This is a genomic window from Streptosporangium canum (assembly GCF_900113865.1).
Lineage (GTDB): Bacteria > Actinomycetota > Actinomycetes > Streptosporangiales > Streptosporangiaceae > Streptosporangium > Streptosporangium canum.
This window is the reverse complement of record NZ_FOQY01000035.1, coordinates 12,401-26,197: the sequence shown is the minus strand read 5'-3', so window position 1 is coordinate 26,197 and position 13,797 is coordinate 12,401. Positions and strand designations below refer to the sequence as shown.

The following is a 13,797-nucleotide window of genomic DNA, read 5'->3' as shown; positions in this document are numbered from 1 at the left end:
GGATCAGCGCTCCTGCGGCGGCCGGGAGATCACCCTGTCGTCGAGGTAGCAGTCACAGTTACCGCAGCCTGGAGTCATGCCCTGTCCTCCCCTCACCTGTCGTGCTCCGACCGTACGGCAGGACCACCCGACCGGGAGGACAGACTTGTGTGGGATCAGGCCAGGGCGACCTCCACCAGCAGGTCGCCCTCGCCGGGCCGGAGCACGAACTCCTCGATGACGCCCGCGCCGCACAGGTCGTCCTGCGCCTGCCGTACGAGATCGGCCTGGGCGCCGGTGACGGTCAGCCGGGAGACCTCGCCGCGCATCGACAGTTTGGCGTCGGACTTGGCCTTGCGCACCCGGCCGAGGACCGTGGCCACCACCGGGAGCAGCTCCGCCTCCCCGCCCCGCTCGGAGGGCGTGGGCCAGGACGCCCGGTGCACCGATCCCTCGCGCCACCAGGACCAGACCTCCTCGGTGACGAACGGCAGGAAGGGGGCGAACAGCCGGAGCATGACGTCCAGCGCCTCGCGCAGCGCCGCGTGGGCCGAGCGAGCCGCCGCGCCGCCGTCGTAGGCCCTGGCCTTGACCAGCTCCAGGTAGTCGTCGCAGAACTCCCAGAAGAACCGCTCGGTCCGCTCCAGCGCGCGGGTGTAGTCGTAGGCCTCGAACGCCTCGGTGGCCTCGCCGACCACCTGCGACAGCCGGGCCAGCATCGACAGGTCGATCGGCTCGGTGACCTCGCCGCCGTCCTCCCCCAGGCTCAGGACGAACCTGGAGGCGTTCAGGATCTTGATCGCCAGACGGCGGCCGATCTTGATCTGGCCGGTGTCGAAGGCGGTGTCGGTGCCCGGACGGCCGTGGGCCGCCCAGTAGCGGACCGCGTCCGAGCCGTACTGCTCCAGCAGGCCGAGCGGGGTGACGACGTTCCCCACGGACTTGGACATCTTCTTGCGGTCCGGGTCGAGGATCCATCCGGAGATGGCGGCGTTGCGCCAGGGCAGGGTGCCCCGCTCCAGGTGCGCCCGGACCACCGTCGAGAACAGCCAGGTCCGGATGATCTCGTGGGCCTGCGGGCGCAGGTCCATGGGGAAGACCCGCTCGAACAGGTCCTCGTCCCGCTCCCAGCCGCCCGCGATCTGCGGGCTCAGCGAGGAGGTGGCCCAGGTGTCCATGACGTCCGGGTCACCGGCGAAGCCTCCCGGCTTGCCCCGCTGGTCCTCGGTGTAGCCGGGCGGCACGTCGCTGGAGGGGTCGATGGGCAGCGTGGACTCCTCCGGCACGATCGGCGAGGAGCGGTCGGGCTCGCCCGCGCCGTCCAGCGGGTACCACACCGGGATGGGCACGCCGAAGAACCGCTGCCGGGAGATCAGCCAGTCGCCCGCCAGGCCCTCCACCCAGTTGTCGTAGCGGACCTTCATGTGGGGCGGATGCCAGGACAGCTCCTCGCCGCGCGCCAGGAGCGCGTCCCTGAGCCCGTGGTCGCGCCCGCCGTTGCGGACGTACCACTGGCGGGTGGTGACGATCTCCAGGGGCCGGTCGCCCTTCTCGTAGAACTTCACCGCGCGCTTGACCGGCCGCGGCTCGCCCTCCATGTCGCCGGATCCGCGCAGCAGCTCCACGATCCGCTCGCGGGCGCCGTGCAGGGTCCTGCCCGCCAGCTCGGCGTACGGCTCCGCCGGGACGCCCTCGGGCGCCTCGGGGAGCATCCGGCCGTCCCAGCCGACGACCGCGCGGGTGGGCAGGTTCAGCTCACGCCACCAGGTGACGTCGGTGATGTCGCCGAAGGTGCAGATCATCGCTATGCCGGAGCCCTTGTCGGGCTCCGCCAGGTGATGGGCCAGCACCGGCACCTCGACGCCGAACAGCGGCGTGCGCACCGTGGTGCCGAACAGCGGCCGGTAGCGCTCGTCGTCGGGGTGGGCCACCAGCGCCACGCAGGCGGGCATCAGCTCGGGACGGGTCGTCTCGATCCAGACGCGGTCGCCGAACCCCCTGGCCCGCTGCTCCTCGGAGAGGGTGAAACCGAGCCGGTGGAAGGCGCCGGGCCACTCCCGGTCCTCCAGCTCGGCCTGGGCGACGGCCGTACGGAAGGTGACGTCCCACAGCGTGGGGGCCTCCGCCACGTAGGCCTCGCCGCGGGCCAGGTTGCGCAGGAACGCGCGCTGGGAGGCGGCCCGCGCGCCGCCGTCGATGGTGGCGTAGGTCAGCGACCAGTCCACCGACAGGCCCAGCCGGCGCCAGAGCTCCTCGAACGCCTTCTCGTCCTCGATCGTGAGCCGCTCGCACAGCTCGATGAAGTTACGGCGCGAGACGGGGATCTGCCGTTTGGCGTCGGGCCTGGCCGGTGGCTCGAACCGCGGGTCGTAGGGGATGGAGGGGTCGCAGCGCACGCCGAAGTGGTTCTGCACCCGGCGCTCGGTGGGCAGGCCGTTGTCGTCCCAGCCCATGGGGTAGAAGACCTCGCGACCGCGCATGCGCTGGAAGCGGGCGATCGTGTCGGTGTGGGTGTAGGAGAAGACGTGGCCGACGTGCAGGGACCCGGAGACGGTCGGCGGCGGGGTGTCGATCGAGTAGATCTCGTCCCGCGTGCGCGACCTGTCGAAACGGTAGGTGCCCTCGGTCTCCCAGCGGGCTGCGCATACGGCTTCCAGCCCGTCGAGAGTCGGTTTCTCGGGCATGGGCGCATGGCGCGGTCGCTGTTGTGTCATGCCTCCCTATGGTATTGCTTCACGCGGTGCGACGCTGTTGGAGACTAGTGTTCCTGTGCGGAGCGAAAAAAAGGGGAGGACCCATATGGCCGACAAGACCGAGAAGCAGGACATGGCATGGCGGGCCATCGGCGGCCTGGTGGGCCTGGCCACCGCCTGGGGCGCCAGGAAGGTCATCGGGTTCGCCTGGGAGAAGACGACCGGCAGGAAGCCGCCGGCGGACAACGAGTCGCTGGACATCAGCCTCGGCGAGGCGATCGGCTACGCCGTGGTGATGGGCGTGGGCATGCAGGTCGCCCAGATCGTGGTGGCCCGCACCGCCAAGAAGCGCTACAACGCCTGGAAGGCCGTGAAGAACACGGCCAAGGAGGTCGCCTCCTGACGGCGGGCAGTGCGAGGGAGCCCCGGGGTCTCAGGACTCCAGGGCCGCGAGAAACTCCTTCGCCCAGCGGTCCACGTCGTAGGTCGCCACCCGTCTGCGCAGCGAGCGCATCCGGCGGGACAGATCGTGCGGCGTGGCCCGCATCGCGGTCAGCATCATCCGCTTGAGCCCGTCGATGTCGTAGGGGTTCACCATGAACGCCTGCCGCAGTTCGTCGGCCGCCCCGGCGAACTCGCTGAGCACCAGCGCGCCACGCAGGTCGTTGTGGCAGGCGATGTACTCCTTGGCGACCAGGTTCATCCCGTCGCGCAGCGGCGTCACCACCATCACGTCCGCCGCCAGGTAGAGCGACGCCAGCTCGTCGCGGCCGTAGGACTGGTGCATGTACTGCACCGGTTGCAGGCCGAGCTCGCCCTGCTCGCCGTTGATCCGGCCGACCTGCAGCTCGATGGAGTCGCGCAGCCGCATGTATTCCTCGACCCGTTCCCGGCTCGGCGTGGCGATCTGCACGAACGCCGCCTCCCCGGCCTTGATCGAGCCCTCGCAGAGCAGCTCCTCGAACGCCTTCAGCCGCTGGCCGATGCCCTTGGTGTAGTCGAGCCGGTCCACGCCGAGCAGCATGCACTCGGGGTCGCCCAGCTCCGCGCGGATCTCCTTGGCCCGCTCGATGATGTGCGGCTCGCGGACCAGGGAGTCCAGCTCGCCGAAGTCCACCGAGATGGGGAAGGCCCCGGCGCGCACGACCCGGTCCTCCACGTAGATCTCGTGCTTGTGGTGCTGGAAGCCGAGCAGGCGGCGGCAGAGCCTGATGAAGTTGGAGGCGCCTCCGGGGCGCTGGAACCCGACGAGGTCGGCGCCGAGCAGGCCCTCGACGATCTCCCGCCGCCACGGGAGCTGCGAGAACAGCTCGACCGGCGGGAAGGGGATGTGCAGGAAGAAGCCGATGCGCAGGTCGGGGCGGAGCTTGCGCAGCATGGCCGGGACCAGCTGGAGCTGGTAGTCCTGGATCCACACGACGGCGTTCTCCGCGGCCGCCTCTGCGGCGGCCCGGGCGAAGCGCTCGTTGACCACCCGGTAGGCCTCCCAGGTGACGCGCGAGTAGACCGGCGGGGCGACCACGTCGTGGTAGAGCGGCCAGAGCGTGGTGTTGGAGAAGCCCTCGTAGTAGAGCTCCACCTCCGACTCCGACAGCGGCACGGGGATGAGGTGCATGCCGTCGTGGTCAAAGGGTTCGAGCCGCTCGTCGGGGGCCCCGTGCCAGCCGATCCAGGCGCCCTCCCGGCGCTGGAGGACGGGGGCGATCGCGGTGACGAGGCCGCCGGGGCTGCGCCGCCACATGTCCTCGCCCATCCGGTCGACGGGAAGGCGGTTAGCCACGATCAGAAATGAACTGCGGCCCTGCACAGATTCCTCCAGATAGTCGTCTTACCCATAACGACTACCCAATTCGGGCGTTTCTATGACTTTCCACTTGAATTCCCCGATGAGCCCGCAGATCCGCCCGGACGATGTCGGCGAGCTTCCTGGTGGCGGCGCGGTTGAGCACCCCTCCGGCCACGGCGCCGGTGAGGAAGGGGCCCAGCGTGGTCAGATGGCGGCCGAGGGTGCGCATCAGCCGGTTGCGCAGGGCGGTCTTGGTGGCCGCGCCCAGGGCGACGGTGACCGAGCCGGGGGACATGGGATCGACCCCGCGCTGCCTGGACCAGGCGGTCACGTAGACCACCGCCCGCTGGGAGCCGGTGCCGGGCACCGCTATGCCGTAGACCTCGTGGAGCTCGGCGATGAGCTTGACCTCGATCGCGGCGACCACGAGGGTCTCCGCCACGAGCTGGGCGGGGGCCGACAGCAGCAGGGGCGGGGCGGCGAACTCGGCGGCGGCCAGGGCTCCCCCGATGGCGCCGACCGTCATGGTGGCCTTGGACGCGGTCCGCGCGAGGTCGTCGGCCAGCGGCTCGGCGGTGAGCCCGTGGTGGTGCTCGGAGAGGGTGGCGAGGTCGCGGATGGGGATGCGGGGCGCCACGGCCATGAACACGTCGGCCAGCCAGCGGCCCCGGCCCGTCCCGGAGGCCTTGGCCTTCCTGGCGCCGTCGGCCAGAGTGGTGGTCAGGCGGCCGAGCAGCCGTCGCCGCTCGGCGCCCTCCATGTCGCCAGGCTCTGCGAGCCTGCCGACGATCTCGGCCACTTCGTTCTCCGGTGTGCCGGCCGACTCCTCGGCCGTGGAGTCGTCCGGCTCGGCACCGGTCTGTTTGTTCTCTGACGGCATGTCTCGGAACCTCCTCAAGGCTTGTCCTTGGGCCCTACCCTTCCATCGGAGGGCACACATCGGACAGGCCATCGGAACGATCGTCAGGCCGCGCACTCCCGGCAGATCTGCTGGCCGTTCCTTTCGACGGCGAGCTGGCTGCGGTGATGCACCAAGAAGCAGCGCGCGCAGGTGAACTCGTCGGCCTGACGAGGAATCACCCGGAGCGAAAGCTCCTCGTTGGACAAGTCGGCACCCGGCAGTTCGAGCGACTCGGCGAGATCCGTCTCGTCGATGTCGATACTGCCCGAGGACTTGTCGGTACGGCGTGCCTGCAGTTCCTGAAGACTGTCCTCGTTGAGGTCGTCATCGGTCTTGCGTGGGCTGTCGTAATCGGTAGCCATCGGTCTGCTCCATCCCCCTCATCTATCTGTCTGCGCCGGCTCGCGCGTGTGTAACGTCCGAGAGGCCCAAGTTGTGCCCAATCCGACAGAGAGATTCCTGCTCGGTACCCCGCCGGAATGGTCGCTGAACCTCCCCACACGTGAGGGACCTCCCGCCAATGGGCATGGTTAGCCAAATATGGCGTAAACCACAGCATTGGCGACATGAACCACCGTGTTCGACGGCACATCCAACCACATGTACGGCGTGAACGAGACGCCCCCCGCCGGATCAACGTGATCGGAGTCTCACGGTCACCACGAGACCTCCTCCGTCCCTGGGGACGGCGGTCACGTTGCCTCCGTGAGCGCGCACGACCGCACGGACGATGGACAGCCCGAGCCCCGCTCCCCTGGCCGATTCGACCCGGTCGGCGTTGAGCCGCCGAAACGGCTCGAACAAGCTGTTCACCTCGTACGCGGGCACGTGCGGCCCGGTGTTGGCCACCTGAACAACCAGGGCCCCCTCCACCATTCCCGTACGCACCCAGAGACGTCCGGCTTCGGGGAGGTTGTGTTTTATCGCGTTCTCCACCAGGTTCGCCACGCAGCGCTCCAGCAGGACCGGATCGCCTTCCGTCTGGGCGCTGCGGAGCTCGGCGGTCATGGTGACCCCGGCCTCCTCGGCACGCGAGGTCAGCTGCTCCACGGCGGTCTCGGCGACGTCCTTCACATCCACCGGCTTGCGCACGCTCAGCTCGCGCTCGCTGCGGGCCAGCAGCAGCAGACCCTCGATCAGGTGCTCGTTGCGGGCGTTGACCTCCAGGAGCGTACGGCCCAGCGCCTTGAGATCCCCCGACGCCTCGGGGTCCCCCAGCGCGATCTCCAGGACCGTCCGGTTGATCGTCAACGGGGTGCGCAGCTCGTGCGAGGCGTTGGCCACGAACCTCCGCTGTGTGTCGAACGCCACATTGAGCCTGGTCAGCATGGCGTCGAAGGTGTCGGCCAGCTCCTTGAGCTCGTCGTTGGGCCCCTTGAGGCCGATCCGCTCGTGGGCGAGCGTGGTGCCGGAGAGCTTGCGGGCCGTCGTGGTCATCTGCTGGATCGGCTTGAGCGCCCGGTCGGCGACGAGGTAGCCGATGATGACCGCCAGGATGCCCACGCCCGCCAAGGCCAGCAGCGAGCGCCTGAGCAGGGCTTTACGCGCCTCGTCGATCGCGAGATGCCGGAACCCGGTCCATTCCTGCTGGAACTTCTGCTGGTAGGCGAACGGCGCGTCCGGCAGGCTGATGGGCGGCCAGGCATCGTTGATGGACCAGCCCACCAGCATGTAGATCACGAACAGCAGGAGCATCCCGGCCACGAAGAACAGCAGGCCGTAGGTGATGGTGAGCCGCCACCGGATGCTGACCCGGTCCATGAGCGCTCGCACCCGGTCCAGGACCGAGGGCTGTTGCGGGGAGGCGCCTTTCGGGGGCGGCCCGTCCCACACCGGCGGGCCGGTCGGCGGCGGCGGCTGGGGCCGCGCCGGAGCGGCGAAGGCAGGCTGGGCGCCCTTCCTCGCCTCCCTCTCGGAGTGCGGGCTGATCATCGGATGGGTGGGCACCGACTCGCGCGGCCCGTCCGCCGGAGCGGACACGGGCCGTTCCTCTCCCCCGCCTGCTGGAAAACTCACAACTTGTATCCGACTCCGGGCACCGTCTCGATCACCTGAGGCTCGCCCAGCTTCTTCCTCAGGGTCATCATGGTGACCCGCACCACGTTGGTGAACGGGTCGATGTTCTCGTCCCACGCCTTGTCCAGCAGGTCCTCCTGGCTGACGACGGCGCCCTCGGCGCGCATCAGCTCCTCAAGGACCGCGAACTCCTTCTTGGTGAGCGCGATCTCCTCGCCGTCCCTGCTGACCAGCCGCTTGCCCGGATCCAGCCGGACCCCGGACCGCTCCAGCACCGGCGGCAGCGCCGGAGCGGAACGGCGGCCGAGCGCCCGCACCCGCGCCACGAGCTCGATGAACACGAAGGGTTTGGCCAGGTAGTCGTCGGCGCCCAGGCCCAGCCCCTCCACCTTGTCGTCCACGTCACCCGAGGCGGTCAGCATCAGGATCCGCGACGCGGTCCGCTCGGCCACCAGGCGGCGGCAGACCTCGTCCCCGTGGACCACGGGCAGGTCCCGGTCCAGAACGATCACGTCGTAGTCGATGTAACCGGTCCGTTCCAGCGCGCCGCCGCCGTCGTAGGCCACATCCACGGCCATGGCCTCACGCCGAAGCCCCGTCGCGATCGCGTCGGCGAGCACCCGCTCGTCCTCAACCACAAGCACCCGCACGGCCTCTGGTACCTCCCGTGAAATATGGAAAGAGCCGCTGGAACGGCTACCCATTGTCGCCACACCCTCCGTAAGCCGGCGGTAAGGCCACTGCCACGATAGACACCGTCCGTGATGTGTGACACATCCAGGTTTAGCCGATGCCGATTGCTGGGTACAGCCCGAAGCCAGTCCTCCCAGCCCTACCCTTCATCCCCCGTTGAGAAAGAAGGTGAAATGGGCGAGTTCACGACCACGATCGGACACCGCCTCGACCAGGCCTACAAGAATCTGCAGGAGGCCAGGTCCGCCGGCGACGACTACCTCGCCGACACCTTCACCGCCGAGATCGAGGACCTCCGTCGTCTGGCCACAGACAACGGCATCTCCCTCTAGCGCTGACGCGAGGAGGCCCCGGCGTCACGCCGGGGCCTCCTCGCGTCAGGTGTCCCTGACATTCTCCCATCGGGCGTCCCCGGCGTCCGGGAGGCCCGCTCCGGGCCTCCCGGCTCGGGGACGCGCTTTCAGGCGTCGCGCTCGGGGTCCAGGGGCGCCAGCAGGTCGTGCAGCTCCTCGAACAGGCCCGGTGCCGCGCACAGCGTGAGCTCCGGACTGGCCGGCCTGCCGTTCAGCCCGCCCAGCCTGGCCCCTGCCTCGGTGGCGACGAGGCCGCCGGCCGCGTAGTCCCAGACCTGAGGGCCCCGCTCGTAGTAGCCGTCCACCCGGCCGGCCGCCACCGAGCACAGGTCCGCGGCGGCCGAGCCGGCCCGGCGGATGTCGCGCACGCGCGGCACCACGTGGGTGAGCACCTCCGCCTGCACCCTCCGCCGTCCCGTCTCGTAGCCGAACCCGGTGGCGATCAGGGCCCGGTTCAGCGGCACGCCGGTGTTGCAGCGCAGCCGCTCCCCCGACAGCCACGCGCCCTCGCCCCTGGCCGCGGTGAAGACCTCGCCGCGGGGCACGACGTTGACCACCCCGGCGATGACCTCGCCGTCGACCTCGACCGCGATGCTGACCGCCCAGTCCGGCAGGCCGTACAGGAAGTTGACCGTGCCGTCGATCGGGTCCACGATCCAGCGGACGCGGCCGTCGCCGGTCGATCCGCCCTCCTCGCCGAGGATCGCGTCATCCGGCCTGACCGCCTTGATCCTGGCGCGGATCAGCTCCTCGGAGGCCTTGTCCAGCGCGGTCACCACGTCGGTGGGGCTGGACTTGGTGGCCAGCACCTCGGGCCGGGCCGGGCGTTTGGCCAGGAGCATCTCCCCGGCCTCCCGGGCGATCTCCTCGGCCAGGTGGGCGAAGGTGCCTAGGGTCTCCATCGTCCCGCCCTCCTCGTTGTCCCACGCTCCGCCGGGCTCACGAGAGCGACTCCGGCCGCTTCCACTCCCGGCCGAGAACGTGCTGGTCCAGGAAGGCGAGGACGGTCTCGTACCAGACCACGGCGTTGCCGGGCTTGAGCACCCAGTGGTTCTCGTCGGGGAAGTACAGGAACTTCGACTCCACGCCCGAGCGCTGCAGGTCCCACCACAGGCGCAGGCCCTCGCCGATCGGCACCCGGTAGTCCTTGTCGCCGTGGATGACCAGCATCGGCGTGGAGATCTCCGCCAGGGACAGGTGCGGGGAGAGGCCGGCGTACAGCTCGCCGCCCGGGGTGCCGAACTCGCGCTGCCAGTACATGGGCGCGTCGGTGGTGCCGGCGAACTGGTCCAGGTGCCAGAGCGAGGCGTGGGTGACGATCGCCTTGAACCGGTCGGTGTGCCCGGCGACCCAGTTGGCCATGTAGCCGCCGAACGAGCCGCCCATGGCCGCGGTCCTGGTGGCGTCGACCTCCGGCAGCTCCAGCGCGGCGTCGGTGATCGACATCAGGTCGGCGTGGGTGCGCGGGCCCCAGTTGGCCCAGCCGCGCCGGATCATCTCCGAGCCGTAGCCGGTGGACAGGCACGGGTCGGGCAGCAGTACGGCGTAGCCGTGCTGTGCCATGATCCACGGGTTCCACCGCCAGGACCAGTCGTTCCAGCTCGACAGCGGGCCACCGTGGATCCACAGCAGGAACGGCGCCGGGTTCTCCGCGGAGGCCCCCTCGGGCAGCACCAGCCAGCCCCGGACCGTCGCGCCGTCGTCGGCGGTCGCGGTCACCTCGGTCAGGGTTCCGGGCAGCTCCAGCTCGGGGGCCGGGGAGGCCAGCTCCTCGACCGTGCCGCCGGCGGTGACGCGGACCGGTCCCGCGGCGCGGTCCACGGCGCTGCGCAGCGCGTAGACGGCGCCGTCGGGCGCGACGTTGAGCGACAGGTAGGCGGCGTCGTCCCCGGTGAGCCGTACCGGCTCGGAGCCGTCGGCCGGGACCTGGAAGATCGGGCGGCGGCCCTGGTGGTCGGCGGCCACGTACAGGGAGCGCGAGTCGGGGGCCCAGGCGATGTCCGACGGCCACAGCCCGCCGCCCGCGGCGTGCCCCTCGCCGGTGGCCAGGTCCACGATCCACAAGGTGGTCTCGGGGATCCGCGAGGTGTCGGCCTGGACACTGCGCACGCACGCGACCAGGCGGCCGTCGGGAGAGACCTTGACGGGGCCGTCGAAGTCGTAGCCGTCCTGCTCGGCCAGGATCCGCTGGGCTCCGGCGTCGGCCGTCGCGATCGCCACCAGCCGGGAGCGGATCTCGCCCGCCGGCAGCGGCACCACCCAGCTCGTCACGACCGTCCCGCCGTCGGGGGTCACGTCGTAGGAGGCGTTGGTCAGCGCCTTGCCCGGCTGCGGGGTGAGGTCCCTGACCTCGGTCAGCCGGTCGTCGCCGAGGATCCCGGCGAACAGCCTGGGCTCGCCGGGGCCGAGGTCGTGATCCCAGTAGCGCACCAGGGAGCTCTCGTGCAGGATCGCGCTGATCCCGGTCTCCTTGCGGGCCTTGCGCCGCTCGTCCTCGGTGGCCTCGTCACCGGGCAGGACGTCGGAGCCGAAGACCACGCTCCGGCCGCCGGCGGCGAATCCGGCCACGCCGCCGGGCCTGGAGGCGATCTGCCTGGCCTCGCCGCCGGCCGCGGGCAGCAGCCAGAGCGCCGGGGTCTCCTCGTCGGCGTCCTTGACGGTCGGGTCGGGACGGCGCGAGCCGAAGAGCAGGTCGCCGTCCGCGGTGAACTCCGCTCCGGCCTCGCCCTTGACGGATCTGGTCAGCCGGTACGGCCTGCGCCCGTCGAGGGGGATCTCCCACAGCGAGGTCCCGTAGGACTTGCCGTCGGGGTTCAGTGCCTGCACCACGCTGACCAGGCGGGTTCCATCGGGGGAGAGCCGCAGGGATGCCACCCGCGGTACGCCGACATAATCGCGAATGTCATTGAAAGGGGTCACCATCCGAACCTACCCCGGACATCGTCCCCCATCGCGCATCCTGACAGACACCTCTGTCCGGGCAGCAGGGGGTGACCATGCGAGAGAATGCCCCGGCATGCGGTTTGATGAATGCCATGGGGACTTACGACGCGTTGCTCGTCGTCTCGTTCGGGGGGCCGGAGAAGCCTGACGACGTGATGCCGTTTCTGGAGAACGTGGTGCGGGGCCGGGGGATCCCGCGTGAGCGGCTGCTGGAGGTCGAGGCGCACTACCAGCGTTTCGGCGGGATGAGCCCGATCAACCAGCAGTGCCGCGACCTGATCGCCGCGGTCGAGCCGACCATCGACCTGCCGGTCTACTGGGGGAACCGCAACTGGCACCCCTACCTGGAGGACACGCTCCGCCGGATGGCCGCCGACGGCGTCCGCCGGGCGGCGGCCTTCGTCACCGCCGCCTACAGCTCGTACTCGGCCTGCCGTCAGTACATCGACGACATCTCCCTGGCCAGAGCCGCGGTCGAGGGCGCGCCGGAGATCGTCAAGCTCCGGCACTACTTCGACCATCCCGGCTTCGTCGCGGCCATGGTGGACCACACCCGCGCGGCCCTGGAGGAGCTGCCGGCCGAGCACAGGGCCGCCGCGCGCCTGGTCTTCACCGCGCACAGCATCCCCGTCTCGATGGCGGAGACGTCCGGGCCGGGCGGCGGGGCGTACGAGGCGCAGCTACGCCGGACGGCCTCGCTGATCGCCGCCGAGCTGGGCGGCGACCGGCCGTGGGACCTGGTCTGGCAGAGCCGCAGCGGCGCCCCGCACATCCCGTGGCTGGAGCCCGACGTCTGCGACCATCTGGCCGGGATCGACGCCCCCGCGGTGGTGCTGGTGCCGATCGGGTTCGTCTCCGACCACATGGAGGTCGTCTACGACCTCGACGTGGAGGCCGCGGAGCTGGCCGGGCAGATGGGCCTGCCGCTGGCCAGGGCCGCCACCGCGGGCACCCACCCCCGGTTCGTCGCGATGATCGGCGAGCTGCTGGCCGAGCCGGAGCCGGCCGCCTGCGCGGCCACCTGCTGCCCCGCCCCGGCCCGCCGTACCGCCCAGGCGCCGGGGGCGGGCCGTCACGGGTAGGCGCGCGCGTAGCCCTGGGAGATGGACATGACCTTGCTGACATACGACCAGGAGTGGTTGTAGAACCAGATGGCCTTCTCCAGCTTCTTGCCGCCCTGCCCGGCGCCGTTGGCGCACAGGTAGTTGGCCGCCGAGGGGACGGCGTCGTACGGGCTCCAGATGTCGGCGACGCCGTCGCCGTCGCCGTCGACGCCGTAGGCCTTCCAGGTGGCGGGCATGAACTGCATGGGGCCCTGCGCGCCCGCCGAGGACGGCCCGTTGTTGCGCCCGTGCGAGCTCTCCACCTGGCCGATCGCGGCCAGCACCGTCCATGACAGGCCCGGGCAGACGGCGGCCGACCTGCGGTACAGATCCAGGTAGCTGCCGGGCCGTCCGACCGCCACCCGCCGGGCCGCCCGCGGCTGCTTGGCCTTGGCCGTGGCCTTGGCGGTGGTCTTGGCGGTGGTCTTGGCGGTGGTCTTGGCGGTGGCGCTCTTGTTCCCGGCGGCCCGCGCCGTACGGCCGCCGCCCACCGTGACCACCTGCGCGCCCGAGCCGAGCAGCCTGCGCACCCCGGCGTTCAGGGCGGTCGCCGCCTTCTCCGGGCCGTGCACCAGCAGTGCCACGCCCGGCAGCAGCCCGAGCCGCCGACCGGTCTCCATGCCGACCAGGCCGTCCACGCCGGGCAGGCCGAACGAGGCGGACGCCGCGACCCGGAGGCGGGGGCCGCCGTCCACCTGGTACTCCGATCCGAGGACCAGCCCGAAGCGGCGCACCGCCGAGCTGTCGGCGACGAGCTCCCCCTGGGTCAGCGCGCTCCACACCCTGGGCTGTTCGGCCACGGCCTTCGGCGCCCAGGCCCGGAAGCGCGCCGGGTCGACCGCGAGCAGGTTGAGCCCGGCCCCGGAGATCCTGATCGCTCCGCCGTCGAAGGAGTCGATCTTCTCGACGTGCTTGAGCTGGGAGATGTCCTCCTTGGTCTGCTGGGGCAGGCCCGCCTGGGAGATCACCAGCAGCCGGGGCGGGGTCAGGGTGATCCCGGGACCGCCGGTGGCCGAGGTCACCGGGGCCGCGGAGGGCGCGGGGGTCGGTCCGACCGTCGGAGGGCCGGCCAGCGGGACGAGCCCGGCCAGGTCGGGGAGGTCGGACTCGGCGGCGGTGGCCGTGAGGGAGCCCGCGGGACGGGTGGCGAGGAACACCGCGCCGACGACGACCGCGAGCGCGGCCACGATGGCCAGCATCGTGACGAACGCCCACAACCGGGGAAGATGCGACACCGCGCTCACGTTAGCTCCAAGAAGCCATGATGTGTGCCATCGCGCGGAAAATGGCTTGCCGAGCAGAGGTTCGACCCGAAATCGTCGGTACGATC

At 70.7% G+C, this 13,797-nt stretch carries 12 protein-coding genes; 3 read left to right on the top strand and 9 right to left on the bottom strand.

Translation table 11 applies throughout. The annotated features are described in order from the left end of the window. Positions 1-155: 155 nt before the first annotated feature. Entirely contained in the window at positions 156-2,663 is a 2,508-nt protein-coding gene (gene valS / locus BM085_RS34790; protein ID WP_245789874.1) for a valine--tRNA ligase, read from the bottom strand. 115 nt (positions 2,664-2,778) lie between these two features. Here valS and BM085_RS34785 point away from each other — a divergent pair, with 115 nt between their 5' ends. Next, the gene (locus BM085_RS34785) at positions 2,779-3,075 is read left to right on the top strand and encodes a DUF4235 domain-containing protein (RefSeq protein WP_093891042.1); all 297 of its coding nucleotides are present in this window, start codon (positions 2,779-2,781) and stop codon (positions 3,073-3,075) included. Between the two features lie 30 nt (positions 3,076-3,105). Here BM085_RS34785 and BM085_RS34780 read toward each other — a convergent pair whose 3' ends face one another. From BM085_RS34780 to BM085_RS34760, 5 genes are all read right to left on the bottom strand, one after another. After that, entirely contained in the window at positions 3,106-4,479 is a 1,374-nt protein-coding gene (locus BM085_RS34780) for an alpha,alpha-trehalose-phosphate synthase (UDP-forming) (RefSeq protein ID WP_093891041.1), read from the bottom strand. A gap of 34 nt (positions 4,480-4,513) precedes the next feature. Next, positions 4,514-5,338: a hypothetical protein gene (locus tag BM085_RS34775; RefSeq protein WP_093891040.1), complete on the bottom strand. Its 825-nt coding sequence runs from the start codon at positions 5,336-5,338 to the stop codon at positions 4,514-4,516. 83 nt (positions 5,339-5,421) lie between these two features. Further along, positions 5,422-5,721: a DUF4193 domain-containing protein gene (locus BM085_RS34770; protein WP_012893211.1), complete on the bottom strand. Its 300-nt coding sequence runs from the start codon at positions 5,719-5,721 to the stop codon at positions 5,422-5,424. 271 nt (positions 5,722-5,992) lie between these two features. Beyond that, positions 5,993-7,339 carry a sensor histidine kinase gene (locus tag BM085_RS34765; RefSeq protein WP_093891039.1) on the bottom strand — a complete coding sequence of 449 codons (1,347 nt, stop codon included), beginning with the start codon at positions 7,337-7,339 and terminating at the stop codon, positions 5,993-5,995. A 32-nt stretch (positions 7,340-7,371) separates the two neighbouring features. Continuing rightward, positions 7,372-8,025, bottom strand: coding sequence for a response regulator transcription factor (locus BM085_RS34760; RefSeq protein ID WP_093891038.1), 654 nt, complete (start codon positions 8,023-8,025; stop codon positions 7,372-7,374). Positions 8,026-8,241: 216 nt separating this feature from the next. Here BM085_RS34760 and BM085_RS44875 point away from each other — a divergent pair, with 216 nt between their 5' ends. Further along, on the top strand, positions 8,242-8,400 hold the full coding sequence (locus BM085_RS44875) for a hypothetical protein (protein WP_177245427.1): 159 nt from the start codon (positions 8,242-8,244) through the stop codon (positions 8,398-8,400). Between the two features lie 128 nt (positions 8,401-8,528). Here the strand turns inward: BM085_RS44875 and BM085_RS34755 are convergent, their stop codons facing one another. Both BM085_RS34755 and BM085_RS34750 read right to left on the bottom strand, forming a co-directional pair. Then, a complete protein-coding gene (locus BM085_RS34755) occupies positions 8,529-9,323 on the bottom strand; it encodes an inositol monophosphatase family protein (RefSeq protein WP_093891037.1) in 795 nt (264 codons plus the stop codon). Between the two features lie 37 nt (positions 9,324-9,360). Then, positions 9,361-11,343: a S9 family peptidase gene (locus BM085_RS34750; protein WP_093891036.1), complete on the bottom strand. Its 1,983-nt coding sequence runs from the start codon at positions 11,341-11,343 to the stop codon at positions 9,361-9,363. Between the two features lie 113 nt (positions 11,344-11,456). Here BM085_RS34750 and BM085_RS34745 point away from each other — a divergent pair, with 113 nt between their 5' ends. Then, on the top strand, positions 11,457-12,446 hold the full coding sequence (locus BM085_RS34745; RefSeq protein WP_245789873.1) for a ferrochelatase: 990 nt from the start codon (positions 11,457-11,459) through the stop codon (positions 12,444-12,446). Here BM085_RS34745 and BM085_RS47050 read toward each other — a convergent pair. Beyond that, a complete protein-coding gene (locus BM085_RS47050) occupies positions 12,437-13,711 on the bottom strand; it encodes a lytic transglycosylase domain-containing protein (protein ID WP_093891034.1) in 1,275 nt (424 codons plus the stop codon). The two genes, BM085_RS34745 and BM085_RS47050, sit on opposite strands and share 10 nt — an antisense overlap. Positions 13,712-13,797 lie beyond the last annotated feature (86 nt).

What these genes read in the sequence shown, in the direction of transcription:
- valS (WP_245789874.1), bottom strand. Translation starts at nt 2,663, where the DNA reads ATGCCCGAGAAACCGACTCTCGACGGGCTGGAAGCCGTATGCGCAGCC.
- BM085_RS34745 (WP_245789873.1), top strand. Translation starts at nt 11,457, where the DNA reads ATGGGGACTTACGACGCGTTGCTCGTCGTCTCGTTCGGGGGGCCGGAG.
- BM085_RS34785 (WP_093891042.1), top strand. Translation starts at nt 2,779, where the DNA reads ATGGCCGACAAGACCGAGAAGCAGGACATGGCATGGCGGGCCATCGGC.
- BM085_RS34775 (WP_093891040.1), bottom strand. Translation starts at nt 5,338, where the DNA reads ATGCCGTCAGAGAACAAACAGACCGGTGCCGAGCCGGACGACTCCACG.
- BM085_RS34770 (WP_012893211.1), bottom strand. Translation starts at nt 5,721, where the DNA reads ATGGCTACCGATTACGACAGCCCACGCAAGACCGATGACGACCTCAAC.
- BM085_RS34750 (WP_093891036.1), bottom strand. Translation starts at nt 11,343, where the DNA reads ATGGTGACCCCTTTCAATGACATTCGCGATTATGTCGGCGTACCGCGG.
- BM085_RS34755 (WP_093891037.1), bottom strand. Translation starts at nt 9,323, where the DNA reads ATGGAGACCCTAGGCACCTTCGCCCACCTGGCCGAGGAGATCGCCCGG.
- BM085_RS44875 (WP_177245427.1), top strand. Translation starts at nt 8,242, where the DNA reads ATGGGCGAGTTCACGACCACGATCGGACACCGCCTCGACCAGGCCTAC.